Source organism: Ignisphaera sp. (genome assembly GCA_038735125.1).
GTDB lineage: Archaea > Thermoproteota > Thermoprotei_A > Sulfolobales > Ignisphaeraceae > Ignisphaera.
Genome location: JAVYNU010000011.1, coordinates 18,764 through 37,077 on the forward strand (window position 1 = coordinate 18,764; position 18,314 = coordinate 37,077).

General features: G+C 40.8%; 16 protein-coding genes. 13 read left to right on the forward strand and 3 right to left on the reverse strand.

Annotated elements, in window-relative coordinates:
* Positions 1-78 precede the first annotated feature (78 nt).
* The gene (locus QW284_09370; protein ID MEM0339874.1) at positions 79-1,587 is read left to right on the forward strand and encodes a hypothetical protein; all 1,509 of its coding nucleotides are present in this window, start codon (positions 79-81) and stop codon (positions 1,585-1,587) included.
* Here QW284_09370 and QW284_09375 read toward each other — a convergent pair.
* Positions 1,523-2,335: a nicotinamide mononucleotide deamidase-related protein gene (locus QW284_09375; GenBank protein MEM0339875.1), complete on the reverse strand. Its 813-nt coding sequence runs from the start codon at positions 2,333-2,335 to the stop codon at positions 1,523-1,525. The genes QW284_09370 and QW284_09375 overlap by 65 nt on opposite strands.
* A 173-nt stretch (positions 2,336-2,508) precedes the next feature.
* Here QW284_09375 and QW284_09380 point away from each other — a divergent pair, with 173 nt between their 5' ends.
* From QW284_09380 to QW284_09435, 12 genes are all read left to right on the forward strand, one after another.
* Positions 2,509-3,429, forward strand: coding sequence for an ARMT1-like domain-containing protein (locus tag QW284_09380; GenBank protein ID MEM0339876.1), 921 nt, complete (start codon positions 2,509-2,511; stop codon positions 3,427-3,429).
* Between the two features lie 74 nt (positions 3,430-3,503).
* The gene (locus tag QW284_09385) at positions 3,504-4,853 is read left to right on the forward strand and encodes a rhomboid family intramembrane serine protease (protein MEM0339877.1); all 1,350 of its coding nucleotides are present in this window, start codon (positions 3,504-3,506) and stop codon (positions 4,851-4,853) included.
* A 1-nt stretch (position 4,854) separates the two neighbouring features.
* Positions 4,855-5,367: a molybdopterin-binding protein gene (locus QW284_09390; protein ID MEM0339878.1), complete on the forward strand. Its 513-nt coding sequence runs from the start codon at positions 4,855-4,857 to the stop codon at positions 5,365-5,367.
* 15 nt (positions 5,368-5,382) lie between these two features.
* Positions 5,383-7,020, forward strand: coding sequence for an oligosaccharide flippase family protein (locus QW284_09395; GenBank protein MEM0339879.1), 1,638 nt, complete (start codon positions 5,383-5,385; stop codon positions 7,018-7,020).
* 67 nt (positions 7,021-7,087) lie between these two features.
* Positions 7,088-8,191, forward strand: a complete 1,104-nt coding sequence (locus tag QW284_09400) for an aminopeptidase (protein MEM0339880.1) — start codon at positions 7,088-7,090, stop codon at positions 8,189-8,191.
* A 6-nt stretch (positions 8,192-8,197) separates the two neighbouring features.
* Positions 8,198-8,551, forward strand: coding sequence for an MGMT family protein (locus QW284_09405; GenBank protein ID MEM0339881.1), 354 nt, complete (start codon positions 8,198-8,200; stop codon positions 8,549-8,551).
* Between the two features lie 64 nt (positions 8,552-8,615).
* Complete coding sequence (locus tag QW284_09410; protein MEM0339882.1) at positions 8,616-9,380, forward strand: hypothetical protein; 765 nt, start codon at positions 8,616-8,618, stop codon at positions 9,378-9,380.
* A 118-nt stretch (positions 9,381-9,498) separates the two neighbouring features.
* Positions 9,499-10,077, forward strand: coding sequence for a hypothetical protein (locus QW284_09415; protein MEM0339883.1), 579 nt, complete (start codon positions 9,499-9,501; stop codon positions 10,075-10,077).
* Between the two features lie 117 nt (positions 10,078-10,194).
* Positions 10,195-11,580 carry a pyridoxal-phosphate dependent enzyme gene (locus tag QW284_09420; protein ID MEM0339884.1) on the forward strand — a complete coding sequence of 462 codons (1,386 nt, stop codon included), beginning with the start codon at positions 10,195-10,197 and terminating at the stop codon, positions 11,578-11,580.
* A gap of 154 nt (positions 11,581-11,734) precedes the next feature.
* Positions 11,735-13,126 carry a biotin carboxylase N-terminal domain-containing protein gene (locus QW284_09425; protein MEM0339885.1) on the forward strand — a complete coding sequence of 464 codons (1,392 nt, stop codon included), beginning with the start codon at positions 11,735-11,737 and terminating at the stop codon, positions 13,124-13,126.
* Between the two features lie 39 nt (positions 13,127-13,165).
* A complete protein-coding gene (locus QW284_09430; GenBank protein ID MEM0339886.1) occupies positions 13,166-13,447 on the forward strand; it encodes a transcriptional regulator in 282 nt (93 codons plus the stop codon).
* A gap of 64 nt (positions 13,448-13,511) precedes the next feature.
* Positions 13,512-15,911 (forward strand): DNA polymerase II, encoded by a 2,400-nt coding sequence (locus tag QW284_09435; protein ID MEM0339887.1) that lies wholly within the window; start codon positions 13,512-13,514, stop codon positions 15,909-15,911.
* A 5-nt stretch (positions 15,912-15,916) separates the two neighbouring features.
* Here QW284_09435 and dnaG read toward each other — a convergent pair whose 3' ends face one another.
* Positions 15,917-17,191, reverse strand: coding sequence for a DNA primase DnaG (gene dnaG / locus QW284_09440; GenBank protein ID MEM0339888.1), 1,275 nt, complete (start codon positions 17,189-17,191; stop codon positions 15,917-15,919).
* A 26-nt stretch (positions 17,192-17,217) separates the two neighbouring features.
* A complete protein-coding gene (locus tag QW284_09445; GenBank protein ID MEM0339889.1) occupies positions 17,218-18,300 on the reverse strand; it encodes a tyrosine--tRNA ligase in 1,083 nt (360 codons plus the stop codon).
* Between the last annotated feature and the right edge of the window lie 14 nt (positions 18,301-18,314).

Consider the following 18,314-nt stretch of genomic DNA (forward strand, 5'->3'; position numbering starts at 1 on the left):
TCGAAGTGGCAAACAATTTGTGCTCCTGCTTAAAACTCTGTTTTAGAAGATATTGTGTAGTAGCTGAGGATTCTGACTATGGAGTTGAGAGACATATTGAAACACTATTCTAACCCCATAGTGAAAGAGACTATATTTGATTACTGCAAAGACAGGTGGGTTGCGGTAGAGGGAGCAGTCGAGAATAGCAGAATATTCGTTAGATATTTCGGTAAAAAACCTCTGAAGCTCGACAACATGAATACTCTCCTCGATATTCTGACAAAATATAGGCACTTGAATCCTAGAACAGTCTACGCCTCTCTCAACATTTACGGCAAGTTAGGTGCGATAGAAGACATTGAAAACCCCCTCAACATTGCTGCTACAACACCTTTTTGGGATATAGATGTTGAGGGTTTGGAGAACTGGAGACTAGCCATAGATGCTGCAAAAATCATAGTCGACTTTATAACGAGTAGATATGGCCAGCTGAAATCTTTGTACATTGTCTGGAGTGGTGAGGGTGCTCATGTGAGATTGCATGAGAGGGCAATACCCCCAGAGATCTTTGATACCTATAGCCCAGTTGATGTTGCCTATGCCATTGTTGAGTATGTGCTTGAGAATGTGAAGGATAAAATATCTGAGTTGGCTCAGAGGTCTGGGGGCAAGGTCAAGGTGGAGAATCTTGTAGACCCCAAAAGAGTTTTCACAGCCCCGCTATCTATCCACAGAAAGCATGATCTAGTCGCTGTTGTCATAGATGCTAAAAACATGGATTCATTTGATATAAGCTGGGCTAGCATCAGAAACTTCAAAACAGATGACTCATGGAAATATTTTAGCCCTGGAGAGGCCGAAGCTCTTGTTAGAGATGCTATAAAGATTCTCTCAGAGAAGAGACATAGATATAGAATAGCTATAGGATCTGGCAAGAGAGTTTTAGCTGAAGGGGATATAGATAGGTTCAATGTTATGGCAGTTCTCCAGGCTGCCAGATACTACCTCCTGACGGGAGATCTTGAAAAGGCTAAGAGCTTTGGATTGAACAGAGCTATCTTCTATGCATATCTCAAATATTATGGCAGATTCAAAGCCCATAGCAAGAGAAGAGAGGGGCTAAAGGAAATCGAGCCGACAACCCTGGGCCCCGAGGATCTTGCAACCAAAGGGTCTCCCAAATCTCTGCCCATCGAAGATGGCGTTGAAACATCTAGTGATGGCTTTTTCATGATTGGTGGTAGGGTTCAAACACCAGATGAATTCGATAGAAATGTTGTTAGAAAAATAGAGGCAATAGCACCTTTCGACATTGTTTGGGAGGCTACACTAAAATACATCTCAAGGTTTCCTAAACACATTCTAGTCGATCCACAAAAGTTTTACAAACATGTCTATGAGCCTGTAAGAGACGGTTTTACGAAGAAAGTTGTTGAGGAGATTATAGAGCCTCCACCGCAACAACTATACGTTAAAAAGGATGAGAGGAAACCAGTCGATGTTGAGCCTATAATAAAACATGCTTCCCTAATGAAGTGGGCTAAGAAACCCTCGTCTCCAACCTCTCAACAGATGCAGAGTAGGGATGAAGAGAGTCAGCAATGAATTTTGCAACATCTTCAGCTATTTTAATAGCTTTTTCACTGCTCTCATCTGAGGCCATTATATATAGCTCTATAACTGGCTTGCCAAGTTCTTCTCCTCTTGGATGCGACTTGACATATATCCTAGCGAATTTCTTAACGGCTTTCTCGATGAATGGAGCTAAGGAGGCCTCTGGAACACCCACCAACCTAATAGTTATCTCTGCTATGTGAATACTTGGACCAATGCTTTTTAGCCTTGGCTCAACCCAGCCCTCCCACATACTCATCATCTCATTTGGGACGCCAGGCAGGGAAACAATGATGGTGTTTTCATGTTCTATCCAGCTGCCAGGGGCTGTTCCAATAGGGTTTGGAATTGGCTTTGCACCCTCTGGTAGATAGGCCATTTTAATCCTCTCTGGCGTTAGTGGCAAGCCCCTCTTATCGTACTTCTCCTTAACAGCTTTGAAGGCCTCTTCATTTAGAATAAGTCTTCTATTCAAAGCTTTTGCAACGGCTTCCAAAGTTCTATCATCGTATGTTGGTCCAAGACCCCCTGTTGTTACTATGACTCTGGGACTATCATGCAATAACACACTACTTAAATATTTCGAGACAATCTCAACATCATCAACAAGGGTTATTACACCTATGACGTTGAAGCCAAGTAAAGTAAGTCTTCTGCCAATGTAAGCAGCGTTTGTGTTTACAACTCTTCCCTGAACAAGCTCTGTACCGATTGTAAATATCCATGCAGTGTAGCTCATGGATAATTCGCCACGGTGTGCTATCTGATTAAGTTTTAGATTTTGGCTTAATAAATATGTTTAGCAATTTCGTGAAGCTTTTTATAAAAATTCTTTAATCTGGCTATCCTTCTCACTAGGCTACGCATCCAGGTTTGGCCAAGGCCCTGCACAAAAGGTGCCTTGAGTTGAAGATGTATCCACAGTGTGTGGTATGTCAAATTAATGTTCGTTATAGGGATTTGGAGAAAGCGAGGAACATGAACAATAACGAGAAGATAGCTGTGATGAGCAATGTTATTGGCATTGTAAAAGATTTTATCGATGAATGTTCAAAAGAGACAGCATACCCTTGTGTACCAACTATTCTTGCAACAAAGCTATTCAGATTTATGAAAAAGGTTTTAGGCAGCGATGATCCTTATCTAGATGAGAAAATAGCTTCTCATAAAGAGGCTTTAAAGCTTTACGATAGTGTTAAGAAGATTGTTTTTAGCGAAGCTGATGTTGGCAAGCAGTTAGAGAGAGCCATAAGATTTTCTATACTTGGCAATCTCCTCGACATTGGTGTGCTCAATTACACCCCTCCAAAGGTTGAAGAGATTATTGAAAAGGCTTTGAAGATGGATATCTATGGGGATCTCATCAAAGCTATAGACATTTTGCTAAACTCGAAAAATGTTGTTGTGATACTTGATAACGCTGGCGAGGCTGTTTTTGATAAACTGTTAGCGGATGTTCTAAGAGAGAATGGCGCAAAGGTTTACGCCATTGTTAAGGGCAGGTCCTTCCAAAACGATGTAACGATAAAAGATGCTTTTGTAGCTGAACTCGATAAAAGTTTTGATGTTGTGCTCGATACTGGGACTGACGCCTCTAGTATTTTCTTAGATGAGTTGAGGGAGGAGGCAAGAAAAGCTATAGAGGAGGCTAATGTGATAGTTGCGAAGGGTATGGCTAACTACGAGTATATCACAGAGGTTGAGAGGGTCCTCGGCAAAACGGTTATATACCTTCTAGTAGCAAAGTGTATGCCAATATCTATCGACACAGGAATACCGTTGGGCAAAGCAGGTGTTTTAGTCCACAGAGCTAGACGAGTAGATTCTATGTGAATACCAAAGCTTTATAAAACCTGGATAACACTGTGCTTAGACACTTGGAGACTTTGTAGTGGTGCATCAAAATAATGTCATATGAGTACATGTGGATGGGAGAACAAAGAAAAAGGCCTGTAGCTACAATAGCCATTGTAGCCATAAACGTTGCTGTATACCTATACACGTCTTACCAAAACTTCTTCGCTCAGACAACAGATGAATGGGTCAACACCCTCTCATACATACCAGTTCTCCTCCAAACACCGTCTCAATGGTATAGAATTATAACAAGCATGTTTACACATGCAGACATATTCCACATATTCTTCAACATGTGGTTTCTATACTTCTTCGGCTCCGAAGTCGAGAAGAGGTTGGGCAGCCTAAAGTACCTAATACTCTATTTCGCCTCTGGTCTCCTAGCAATAGTTTTCCACACAGCCTTCATACCGATAGGAGGTGGCATAAACCTTGTTATCCCAGCTCTCGGAGCCTCTGGAGCCATAAGCGGTGTGCTTGGAGCATACCTAATGCTTTATCCAAGAAGAAAGCTGTCAGGCTGTTATCTAATACTGATAATACCTCTGTGCTTCACAATGACAGCATCGTGGTTTCTTTTGCTGTGGTTCGCCACACAGGTTATCTACGGCTATCTCAAGTTCGGTGGCGTAGCATTTTTTGCTCATGTCGGCGGGTTTGTGAGTGGAATTGCACTTGTATACCCCTTTGCCAGAAGGAGGGAAGCTACGGTAGAGCCGCTATACCAGCCATTCTTCATGGAGTGGAGGCATAGACCCGGTCTCGGAAGAACACTCAAAGCAGTTCTTGCAATACTTCTACTAGCCGTTATTGGCGGAGCAGCATACGCAACATTGATAGCCCCATCGATGAGCGGAGTCTACATGTACACAATAAGGGTTGTTGAAAATGGTGGGATCATGTCAGAGGACCAGGCATTCTTCTCGCCACCAAGCGACTCTGTGCCTCCATCTACTGACAACCCGAGGATCGTCTTTAACAGGCTTCTATGGTCTGGAATGCTTGTAAATCCTAGCTATCCAAGCAATGAGGTTGTTAGGTTGCAGTTTTCAGGTAGAATTAGAGATCCCAACTATGGTCTGAACATAAGGCTTTCAGTTGATGGTTCAGCCATGTATGACTCGAATCACATTCTAAAAAGCTTCAACGGATCTATAAAAACCGATGTTATTAACGTTGGATACTATTGGCTGTGGCCTGTAGCAAGCATAGGCGAGTACAAAACATTTTCTGTCAGCATCGATGGAGAGGATGTTGCAGGCAATGTCGGCCCCACAATAGTCTTTCCATTTGCAGGGATCTCGACACTTATGTCAATTCTAGCGCTATACATATCCATATACAAGGATCGTGAAATAGCCGAAGAGGAGCTGTGGTTTGTAACACCGTTTCAGATATAGGATGATCGAATTGAGTGCGCATGGACATGAACACCTTTTTGTTGATAGATTCTCTATATGCTTCATAGTCACAAGCGATAGTGTTTTAAGAGGCTTGAAAACCGATGAGATAAGGCCTATAGCAGAGAATCTTGGTAGCCTATGCCCAAAGGCTCTTTTAAATGGCTATGTGGTTATAGGCAATAGTATTGGGGATATAAGGAAGGTTGTTCTAGACAATGCAAATAGATGCGATGTGATTGTCGTGTCTGGGGGGACTGGCATAAGCAGGAAAGATGTTAGTGTAGAAGCTGTCGAGCCTGTTGCAGACAAGGCTCTGCCGGGTTTTGGAGAGCTCTTTAGAGCTATGAGCTATAGAGATGTTGGTGCTAGAGCATATCTATCGAGAGCCTCTGCCTATGTTGTAAACAGCTCCTTGGTCTTCATTGTGCCGGGTAATCCAAGCGCTGTCAAACTGGCGCTGGAGATAATATGTGAAATGGCTCTGCATGCGTTGTACGAGGTAAGGAGATGAATAACTGCTGAGGGTATGCACATATTGACAGACGATGGAAATAGCGGTGAATATTTAATAGAGTCTCTAAGGCTTGCCGCGGGAAACACATTTATTCTATTTCTTGGCGAGTTTCTATACAATTTGATACTAGCAATAGGTTCTTTCTTCATTGCTAGGATTCTTGGTAGCGAGGGATATGGTGCATTTTCTCTAGCTTTGGTGCCCCCGCTCTCACTTGTTTCGCTAATGTCTCTAGGGATAGACACGGCCGCAACTAGGTACATACAAAAATTTCTTGCTGAGAAGAGAAGAGGGTATGCAGTAAGGGTTATTAAAGCATCGCTTCTTCTTAGACTTAGCATAAACCTAGTTGGATTTGCGCTATGCTTTTTGCTTTCAACACAGATGGCACAGATGTTTACTAATAGAGCTGAGCTTGGGCCATATGTTAAGGTAACATCCATTGTAGCTCTTTTCCAAGGTCTCTACAGCTTGTTTTTAGCAATTTTCATTGGTATGAACATGGCTGTGGGCGCATCTATAACAAAAGTTGTTTACAGCATTTCGAAGATCGTCATATCGATTTCTCTTCTAGCAATATTTGGCATGGGTGTTATGGGGGCTTTGCTAGGGAATATTGCTGGATATGCAATCTCGCTGGTTGCTGCTACAGCCTTTCTAGTAATATTGTTGCGCAGGTCTGGCAATGATGAAGCTGGGGATGTGAGGGGTATTACTGTAGAGCTTCTACGCTATGGCATACCACTATACATTTCGTCGACAGTCTCTATAGCAGTTTCTATATATCAGAACCTTTTATTGGCATATACACTACCACTTACTGACATAGGGGGTTATAGAGCTATATCCAATTTTAGTGTGCTCATATCAGTTGTATCCGCACCTATCTCTGCATCGCTCTTACCCCTCTTCACACAGTTCTATGCAAGGTCTCAGAAGCTTGATGAGCTACTCGATCTATTGAATAGGTACACAGCCTTTGTTTTAGTGCCTGTTACTATGGCTGCAATGATATTTTCTAGAGAGCTCATATACCTTTTCTACGGCTCTCAATATCTATTTGCCTATCGATATCTCCCCCTACTGCTTGCGCCAAACCTGTTATCAGGCCTTGGAGGAGTTACCGTGCCAGCCTTGCTGAATGCTGTTGGAGATACCAAGGCAAATATGAAGGCATCTATAATATCTTCAATAGTTCTTGTAGCAACATCTTATATACTAACCATTGTTCTTGACCTTGGTCTGTGGGGATATCTAACATCTCTTCTAATATCATCGATTGTAGGTACCATAGCAGCTATACAGTATGCTAAGCGATACGTGATGAGGGTTGTTAATGTTAGGGAAAGCATAGGAATATACGCTGCATCGGCTGTAGCGCTAGTTGCTGTTGTCCCAATATTCTATATTCCTATTCCAAGGCTTGTAAGCTTGTTTAGACTTGCTGTTGGATTCACACTATTTGTCTTGGTTTACATAGCTTTATCGATTTATGCTCGAATAATTGGCGAAGCCGATATAAAATTCTTTGTAAATGCATTTAGCAAATTCCCGCTGGTAAATGTGGTGATGGATATTTTGGCGAGATATGCCATTGCCTTGACCAAACTTGTGAACAGCTCTAGGAGGGGGCGCAAGAACCTTCAATAGCTTTTTTGCATTCCCTTGCAAGCTTTTAAATTAAGAACACATACTGTATACATTGCTGGGTGTGAACATGAGAGATATCGAGAAATATGCGCGTCTAATTGTAGACTATTGTGTGTCTGTAAAGAAATTCGATGAGGTCGCTATATATGGTTCTGTAGAGGCGATGCCTCTTATCAGAGAGATTTGGAGAGAGGCTGTTGTTAGAGGTGCTTATCCGAGGCTTATAATAAACGACGATTATCTATCAGAAGTGTTTTACAGATATGCCCCCAAGGAGCTCCTCGAATATGTTTCGCCTATAGACAAGTTTATTGCTGAGAAAATTGCTGTGAGAATCTCAATTCTATCACCACAACACTCAAAACCGTTGGTAAACGTCGACCCAGACAAGATTAGACAGAGATACAAAGCAATTAGAGAGATTAGAGATATTTTCACCAAGAGGGATGCTGCTGGGGATCTGAGATGGGTTGTAGCACCCTATCCAACCTATGCCATGGCACAAGAGGCAGGGATGTCGCCCATAGAATTCGAAGAGTTTGTATATAGAGCTGTAAAGCTATATGAGAGCGATCCTGTCAGGGCCTGGATTGAGCAGGGCAAATGGCAAGAGAAGATAGCTAATATGTTGTCTAAGGTTGACGAACTTAGGATAGTGTCAGAGAACACAGATCTTCTCGCTAAGGTTGGTGGGAGAACGTGGATAAACGATGATGGGAGAAACAACATGCCTGGTGGAGAAGTTTTCTCGGCTCCACACGAAGACGGTGTCGAGGGGTTCATAGAGTTCGAGTTCCCAGCAGTGTATAGTGGTGTTGAGGTTGAGAGAGTGAGGCTCGTATTTAGGAGGGGAGAGGTTGTTGAGGCAAATGCTCTAAAAGGTGCAGAATTTCTTAGGAAAATGCTTGAAGTTGATGAAGGGGCTAGAAGAGTGGGCGAAATAGCATTTGGGCTAAACTATGACATCAATAGATTCACGAAAGAGATACTATTCGATGAGAAGATTGGTGGCACAATGCACATGGCTCTAGGCTCAGCATATCTAAGAACTGGTGGAAGGAATATGTCCTCGATCCACTGGGACATGGTAAAGGATATGAGGAGAGGAAGGGTATACGTAGACAAGGATTTGATATATGAGAATGGCAAGTTCATAAAAGATGTTGTGTAGATAGAATTGATTGTTATAGAGATAAATAAGGGTAGGGTAATTGTTAGAAAATGGAATATGAAAGACATTGAAGAAGCTGTTTATGTACTTGTTCAGCTGATTCCAATAGGATGTGTAACAACGTATAAAGATATTGCAAATGTATTAAAATTAAGCCCTAGGCTCGTTGCGAAGATACTAAGTAGAAACAGAAACCCCATAGCAATACCCTGCCACAGAGTCATAAAATCTGATGGGAAATTGGGAGGATATACACTCAATGGAAGAAAAGCTCCAAAGCTCAAAGAACTTCTTTTAAGATTCGAGGGATTTAACAGCTGCATATACAGCTTAGCTAAATTGCTTGAAGCAAATGACTAATTCATCAACTCTTAACCACTGACCTTATTTACCAGCTAGCAAATAAGTAACTATGTGGAGCTAAGTGTCTGGATCTATGAAGAAGATAAAGATTCCAGAAGAGTATAGCCTGACATCGGTAGACGACGTTCTTAGGTTATTCTCTCTACAACAGATTCCTATAGATAATGTAGATGGATCTATAATTCTATCAGTGAAAGAGGGTTTGCTGAAAAAGGTTGCGAATATATATAGGGTATATGTTTGGATAGCTGGAAAAAGTCTTTTCTTTGGGTTATATAGCGAAAGTGGTTTAACAGCTTTTGCTAGAATGGATAGAGAAAAAGACACAGCTTTGCTCAGTTGCATCGATAAGAAATACCAAAGGCTCTGTGATGAGGTATTTAAGTTGTTGAGCAAAGGTATAGAACATGCAACAGAAAAAGGCTTAAGAACAGTAGAGATGGAAAGTGTTAACAGATTCAGGCTTACTGATACATATGAGAAGTTACTTGATGGATTTGCAGAAATAACTGTAGCTTCTGCGGCAATCAAATACCCGGCTGTTGAGCGAAGGGTTCTAGAATCAATTGCTACGGAGTTTAGCTCTGTTCAAGATATTATAGACTATATTTGCCGGAGATACAGCTCAGGAACCTACATAGCAGTTGTGCTGGCACAAGAGTGGATGTTCGCACTGGCAATAAACATTGATATGAAGGAGTATACACCATCTTATATAAATTGGGCAACAAACATACGAGTTGTTGGGTATGAAGCCATCAAAAAATTAGAGCAGCATCTATATGAAGCAAACGTGAAGTTCCACATATATAGAATGACCCAGTAAGTTTCTCTTCTATCAATTCAAATCCTATGAAAATTGTATTTCATGAACTTTCCATAGGATACCTTTTATAGTCGCTAAACAACATAGGTAAATAGACCCGCGAATAAAGGTGAAAGTCGTGGACGCAAAGAGATTCATACTAATAGCTATAGCGGCAGTAGCTATAGCATCGATAGTGGGAATAGCAACACTAAGCTATGTCGAGGCACAGACAAGTAATAATAACAATGGGAATAAATGTATATGTCAATGTGGCAACAAGACGATAACTATCAATGTTCCATTGTACAAAACATTCAAATGGCAGATACAAATAAAATGGCAGAATCCATTTGGCTTTAGAGTAAGAAAGGGTGCTGTTCAGCAAAACATTGTTGTTAGCGATGAATACAAGCAGAAGGTATTAAACATAATTCAATCTGATGCCAATGTAAGTAGGCTGCTTGCAGAAGGATACAATGTAACAATGATTAGACCAGTGTTCCAAGCATATGTCCAAGGCGATGGAACCGTAACACTGAGGGCTAGCCAAGCTGTGGCTGTACTGAGTATAAAAACAAGTAATAAAGTTGGCATAGCCTATGTATTTGTAAATGTCGATCAGGGGAAGGTCGAAAAGATAGTCACATTTGAGAGGACAATAACAATGGCAAGCAACGTACCAACAACTACCACAACCCCTAGTACAAGCTTGTAAGCCTGCAACATGTTGAATACATGAACCAATTCAAAAATAATATATTTTTTTATTATCCACATTTAATAGGATCTTAAATTCTATACTACATAGACCACATAGATTAGGTGCCACATTTTGCACCTAGTCTGCCCTGTATGTGGATCTGCCTATGAATTCGATATATACTCTAAGCTATGTCCAAAGTGCGGCTCACCACTATTTGTAATGCATAATGTTTCACAAGACACATTCAAAAGAGTTTTGCAAGAAGCTAAGCACAGGTGGAGCTTTGGTGTCTGGGGTTTTCATGAAGTTCTACCAACAAATTCTATTGGGAAAACCATTGGAGAGGCGTGGACACCAATTATCAGAGTTGACAACTTCAGTAGAACTACTGGTGTTGAGACGCTAGTGAAGAACGAGTCAAGAAACCCGAGTGGGACGTTCATTGATAGGGGAACGGCTGTCGATTCATATGTGGCTCATGTTAATGGCTTTAAAGATGTTGTTTCTGCTTCAACAGGTGACTACGCTATATCTTTGTCAATGTATTCTAAACTCTACGGCCTTAATACAACACATTATGTCCCTGCTTTCATTGAGCAGTGGAAGAGATATGTGCTAATGATATTGGGTGGCAAAGTTGTTGAGGTTGAGGACTATTCAAATGCTGTTAGGAAAGCTATGAGGGTCTCGAACAAAAATAATAGTTTCTTATCACTACCTCTATCTCCTACAGTCATAGATGGCTACAGGACAATTGTGTTTGAGGTTGTCAATATTTTAAACGAAATCGATTGGATTGCCACACCTGTGGGCGATGGTGTACTAGCCACATCCATTCTAAAGGGCTTAAGAGAAATAGAGATCTATTTAGAAACTGAAACACCTAATATATTGGCTGTGAAACTTGGAGAAGAGGGGGATAAAATCAAAGACTTTTCAAAATCATTCTTAACAGAGTTGGGCGGCGGCATACTCAGAGACACGTTAGATAAGATACTAAGTGAAAAAGGAGTTTTTGTAACAGTCGATAAAGAAGCAGTATATTCAGCAACAAACGAAATTGCCTATTATGATGGTCTCTTAGTAGATCCTGTTGGCGCAACAAGTTTGGCAGGGGTTAAAAGAGCTGTGGAGCTAGGAGTTATTGATAGAGGAGATAAGGTACTAGCTATAGTTAGCGGTAGCCCATCAAAAGACACATACATTCTCTTCAAGGTTCTGGAGTATGGTGGAAGAGGAGTAGAAAAATTTCTTAACTTTAAAGAGGGCTACATAAGTGAGGTGCAAATAGACATTCTGAAGATACTCTATGAATATCGACAAATTCATTTATATGAAATATGGAAAAAGCTTCGAGCCATGGGACATAAAATATCTCTTCAAACTGTATATAGCCATATAAAGAAACTATTGGATAAAGGGTATGTGAAGGCTCTTGGTGTTGATGGAAGGAGGAAGATATATTCGATATCAGAGCTTGGAGAAGAATATCTAGAGAGTATATATAGTAGATAGTGGAAAAGATATATGGTTATGGTATGGCTTATTTTTGCAGAGGAGGCTAAGTCGATTAGGATACAGCACAATTCTTCACAATAATTACTTGTGACATGTTAGCAAGCCTTATAATACCCTTGTACAGCTAAGAAAAGAAAAGTGTGTTATTCTAATGGTTGACAGAATAAACAGGTTATTGATAGCTAACCGCGGAGAGATAGTGATAAGGATAATCAAAACTTGCAGAAAATTGGGCATAAAGACAATAGCTGTTTATACTAGCGTTGATAGTGATGCTATGCATGTTAAGCTTGCTGATGAAGCCTATTCACTGGGTTCCGATCCCTATGGCTATCTAGATATAGATAAAATCGTTTCGGTTATTAAGAAGGCTGGTGCTGATGCTGTTCACCCTGGTTATGGCTTCTTATCTGAAAACGCCAATTTTGCTAAGGCTGTTGAGGATTCTGGGGCGATTTGGGTTGGCCCAAAATGGAATGTGATAGAACTCTTAGAGTCAAAGTCCATGGTAAGATCAATTGCTCACAGCATTGGAGTTCCGATAGTGCCAGGCTCTATAGCTCCTGTCACGCTTGAGGAGGCTAAGAAGATTTCTGAGGAGGTTGGCTTTCCTGTTTTGATTAAAGCTGATAGGGGTGGTGGTGGTAGGGGTATTAGAATTGCCAATAATTTAGATGAACTTGAAAGGCTTTTTCTGATTGCATCAAAAGAGGTTGAAACATCATTTAAAGGTTCAAAGCTCTACATAGAGAAGTTTCTTCCAAAGGTAAGACACATAGAGATTCAAATACTTGCAGATACCCATGGAAATGTTGTTGCTCTTGGTGAAAGAGAGTGTAGCATCCAAAGAAGATATCAGAAAGTTATCGAGGAAGCACCATCGCCCATTATAACAGATGATCATAGGAAGAAGTTATATGAATATGCAATAAAATTTATGAAACATGTCAAATACGTCAATGCAGGCACCATAGAATTTATCAGAGATGAGAAAGGAAACTTCTATCTAATTGAGGTTAATAAAAGGATACAAGTTGAACACCCAGTTACAGAAGCTGTAACAGGGATTGATATTGTTGAGCAACAAATAAAGATAGCTGAGGGAAGGGAGCTAGAAATAAGAGATAATATATACAAATTTAATGGCCATGCAATAGAGGCTAGGGTTTATGCCGAAGACCCAGACAAGATGCTTCCATCACCTGGGAAGATATCATGGGTAAGGTTTCCAGATACCAAGAATGTTAGAATAGACCATGCTATTGCGCCAGGGGTGGAGATACCACCTTTTTATGATCCGATGATAGCAAAGGTCATTGCTTGGGGAAGCACAAGGGAAGAGGCCAGGAAAAACCTAGTTAACGCACTATCAAACTTTGAGATTAGTGGTATTAAAACATCGATACCACTACTTATAGAGATTCTGAACACCAAAGAGTTTATCAGTGGAGATTACAACACATTATTCTTGGGATATTACCTAGAGCAGAGAAAAATATCCAAAAATGCATTGGTTAGTGGAAACAGAGAAAAAGTTTATTAATGTTGCCATAGCAAAGTCTATTCAGTTGGTGTGCCTAAGATGAACAAAGACAAGATGGTTGGAATAGCATTAGTTGGAGGAGCTGCAATACTTGCAGTCCTAATAATCTACTTGCTGTTTTTAACGCCGTTCGACATACTCACAATGAAGATAATAATTACACTTGCAGTTGTTTTGCTAGCAGCTGTCGTTGGCTGGATAGGCTACACACTTGCCACAACGCCACCTCCAAAGCCTATTGAGGAGATAGAGAAGGAGATTGAGGAAGAGCTTAAGAAGCTTGAGCAAGAGCAGAAGCAACAGGAACAAAAGAAGGCATAGCTACTTTAATAGTGTACTAAACTTATAATCTTTTTAATCTAGCTATTATAGAATGGGCTTTCTAATGAGTGAAAAGATTATCAGTGTATATGTTCTTGATGCAAGTTATGAGGTTGTTGGATCAGAGCCCCACATAGTGATATGGGGGATTGATGATGACGGCAACAGGGTTCTGTTGAGGGATAGGAGATTTAGGCCTTATTTCTATGCGATAATAGATGACTCATATCTAGATAAACTCGATATAATAAAATCTTCTGTGAAGAGACTTAGCAAACCAAAATCACCTGTAACATCTATTGATGTTGTTGAGAAAAGGTTTATGGGGAGACCTGTTAAGGCTCTTAGAATAGAGACTACTATACCAGAGTTTGTAAGGGATTATAGAAGCGAAGTTGCTAGGATACTAGGGGTTAGAATGGTTGTTGAGGCTGACATAAGATTCTCGCTCAGATATCTTATAGACAACGATATATATCCATGTACATGGCACAGGTTTAGAGTTGTTGAAAAGACCAGGTCGCAGGAGTATAGAGTTGACAAAGAGTATGAAGTTTTAGAGGTTTTGGAGAGAGATGAAAGTAGATTGATGCCACCGAAACTCAAGGTCTTGGCTCTAGACATCGAGGTTTATAATCCTCGTGGTGCTCCCAAGCCCGATAGAGACCCTGTTATAATAATATCTCTTATGAATTCAGATAACGAGGTTCTTCTTCTCCAGGCCCAGGGAAGGGATGACAGGCGTTTAATCCAAGAATTCATAGAGTATGTGAATAGGTATGATCCTGACATAGTTGTGGGGTATAATTCAAGCAACTTTGATCTCCCGTATCTTGTTGAGAGAGCTAGGAAGCTTGGTATGAGACTGGATATTTCTAGGAGAAGGGGTGTAGAGCCATCTAAGAGTGTCTACGGCCATGTATCCATTCCTGGGAGGCTACATGTAGATCTTTATGACTATGCTGAGGAGATAGCTGAAATAAAGGTTAAGTCTCTTGACGAGGTTGCAGAATACTTTGGCGTTATGAAGAAGAGTGAAAGAAGGAATGTACCCTGGTATGAGATCTACAAGTATTGGGATGATGAGAATCTCAGGTCTGTTTTGCTAGAATATGCTAGAGATGATGTTGTTTCGACCTATGGCATAGCTGAGAAGATACTGCCGTTTGCTATGCAACTCTCAAGCATAACAGGTCTTCCACTGGATCAGGTTGGCTCTGCTAGTGTTGGGTTTAGACTTGAATGGTTTTTGCTTAGAATTGCTAGAATAAGGGGAGAGCTGGCACCTAATAGAGTTGAAAAAGAATATGAACCATACAGAGGAGCAATAGTCTTAGAGCCTAAGAAGGGTGTTCATGAAAATATTTGTGTATTAGACTTCTCAGCCATGTACCCAAGCATAATGATGAAGTATAATATTGGGCCTGACACGCTTGTTCTAGGCGAGGAATGCAACAACTGTTTCGAAGCCCCTGAAACAGGCTATAAATTCTCTAAACAGAGCGAGGCTTTCTTCAAAACAGCTCTAAACATTCTAGTGAATGCCAGAAAGAGTGTGAGAGAACTCATGAAGAAGCTACCAGTAGAATCTCCAGAGTATAGAATACTTGATGCAAGGCAAAGAGCCTTGAAGGTTCTTGCAAATGCTTGCTATGGCTACATGGCTTGGACAGGGGCTAGGTGGTATTGTAAAGAATGTGCAGAAGCTGTAGCAGACTTCGGTAGGGAGACTATTAAAAAGGCCATAGCCTTTGCGAAGGAGCTTGGACTAGAGGTGATATACGGAGATACAGACTCCCTATTTGTGAAATATAATAAAGACTTTGTAGAGAAATTCATAGAGGTTGTCGAGAAAGAGCTTGGACTAGAGATAAAGATTGATAAAATCTATCAGAGGGTGTTCTTCACAGAAGCTAAAAAGAGGTATATAGGTTTAACAGAGGATGGTAGGATAGATGTTGTTGGTTTTGAGGCTGTTCGTGGGGACTGGGCTGAGATAGCCAAGGAGATGCAGGAGAGGGTTGCAGAGATAATTCTCAAGACCATGGACCACAGAAAGGCTATAGAGTTTGTAAAAGATGAGATTGAGAAGATTAGAAAACTAGCATCTCAAAATGCGATAGATATTCAAAAGTTTGTTATATGGAAGACTATCACAAAGCCTATTAACGAGTACGAGGTTGAAGCACCGCATGTGACAGCAGCTAAGCATCTTATTAAGAGTGGGTATAGTGTTGAGGTTGGGGATAAGATAGGATATGTGATTGTGAAGGGAACTGGGAAAATATCTGATAGAGCAAAACCATATATGATTGTTGATGCCAGGGATCTAGACATAGATTATTATATTGAGCACCAAATAATTCCAGCTGTGCTAAGAATTCTAGAGTATTTTGGTGTCAGTGAGAAGCATTTGAAAAGTATTGGAAGAGCTGGCAAGTCTTTGTTTGACTACAAAAAGTAGTTGGTTTATGATGCTAAGCTAAAGATGTCTTGGAATGTAACAACAAATACATTATCAGGCTTTTTACTGACATTACCTATTCTAACACCGAGAACAAGTTTAACACCTTTCTCAGAAGCTGTATCCAATAGCCTTTGCGTTATCACACCATCAAATACAATTGCCTGTACCTTGCCATAGTCCATTTGCTGAAGCCTCTCAACGAGATCCCTTACATGAATTCTTTCAATCACGTTCCAATTGCTGTCAAAGAGTAATGCCTCTAAAGTACCAATCAGTTTCTTACCTTCTTCAACAATTTTTATAGGCACCTCAAAGCCTGCAACAGGTTTGGCCTCTGCTACCACAGTCGGCGTCAAGGTCTTGATCTCTGCTTCTGGTGTTGGAGCAACAACTTGTGGTGGTGGGGTTACAACTTCGGTTACCTGTGACACAGGTTTAGCTTCTGCCTCGGTCTTCTTCTCTATGCTTTCGAGAAACTGCTTAGCTGGAACAAGGTTCTTCAATGCCTTGGCTATCTCTTTACCTGTTAGTTCCTCGACTTCTTTGCCTTGTGGTGCTCTTGTCACATAGTCTATGTCGGCTATCTTAATGACCTCCCTAGCTATTAGCTCCCCAGCTCTATCGCCATCAACAAAAAGTATAGCTGTTTTCCTAGCTGCTAGCTTAACTATGCTTTCTGGTACCTTAGAGCCGTGTGCACCCTCTAATGCAATCACATTTCTATAGCCATATCTCAACATATTTAATACATCAGCTCTTCCTTCAACGATTATGATTGTGTCAGCAGATTCTATGTCTGGTCCTGCAGGAAGTTTCTCAGGCCCATAGTAGATGAGCTCTGCTATTCTAACGCCCTCGCTTATCTTATTTAGAATCTCTTTTATGTCAGGGGCTTTCTCGACAAAGTATTTTCTTGCTATCTCACTTGCTCTTTCCATGATCTTCTTAAGCTTTTCTGCACGAACATCAACAATATCTATGATTTGTATCCTTGCTTGGTATGGCCCAACCTTCTCAACATTCTCTATTAGTGCTGCCAGAAGCGCTGTCTCTATTCTGTCTAGGTTTGATGGTATCAGTATCTCTCCAACTGTTTTGCCTTTTTCAGTCTTTATCTCAACACTGATTCTACCTATTCTCCCCTTGTCCTGCAGATCTCTGAGATCGAACTCCTCTCCAAATATTCCCTCTGTAAATCCGAAGATAGCGCCAATTATATCTGATTTCTCTACCTCCCCATCAACTTCTATCCTAGCTCTAATAACATATTTTGCCATTGTGCTTCACCAAATCATCTCACTGCCTATCTTGTAATACTTTGACTTATTTTTTCGAGATCTAGCCAAAGCTCTTTCTCACTTTGTAACACAGATCTAATTGGGCTCACAATCTTTATAAGTTCATTTGCTACAGCGTTTTTCAGATCCAGGGGATGCAGAACACCTTCTCTATACAGCTTTTCAAGCTCTTCATAGCTGTAGATCTCTATTGTTCCTCCATACTCAGGTTTTCTCTCTATAACAAACCTCCTGCTCCCCTGAGCAAATATTATATATCTTGCTATCGCTATTACAGGATTTGCCTCAACCTCTCTAGGGGGGCAATAAGCTCCTCTAATCTTTTTAGCTATTATATTGTCATCGTCTGTTAGAAATATTGCTTCTTCAGGTTTAGATTTGCTCATTTTAATTTCTGAGAGAGCATCATCAATCTCCATGGAGGTGACCATTTTTGTAGAGCCTTTTAAGGAGGGTAGAAGTGGTGTGTGTATTGCTATAGGCTTTTTATAGCCAAGCTTCTCAGCAACATCTCTTGCGAGCATGTGGGCCTTTCTCTGATCCATACCGCCTAAGGCAATGTCCAAATCCATTTGGAATATGTCGGCAACTTGCATGAGTGGGTAGATGAGTTTCGAGAAGTCTAGCTCCCCCTCGCTAGCCTTTCTCCCCATTATTGTCAACGCTCTTTTTACTCTACTCAAACTGGTTTGCTTAGCTATCCTAATTATCTTCTCCCAGTATTCAACCCTTTCAACAAGCTCCTCAGCATAAACCACCTTCACCCTTGACATGTTAACGCCTATAGCCTCTAAAACCCTTGCAACATGCTTTGCAGCAGCTCTTATAAGCTCCATATTCCCCCCAAGCTTATCATTTATCCACGCATGCCATGTAGCGGCAAACAGAATCATTTCAACACCTGCATCAACAAGATCCTTAAATTTGAACATCCATATAAGCCAGCCAATATGGCTAATGCCACTTGGCTCAAAACCTATGTATCCTCTAAGTCTTTTACCCTCTTCAAATGTTTCTCTAAGCTCCTCCTCGGTCACAATCTCCATGGTGTTTCTTTTGATGAGCGCAAGTCTTGTGTCTACATCCATATTGAAAAACCTTC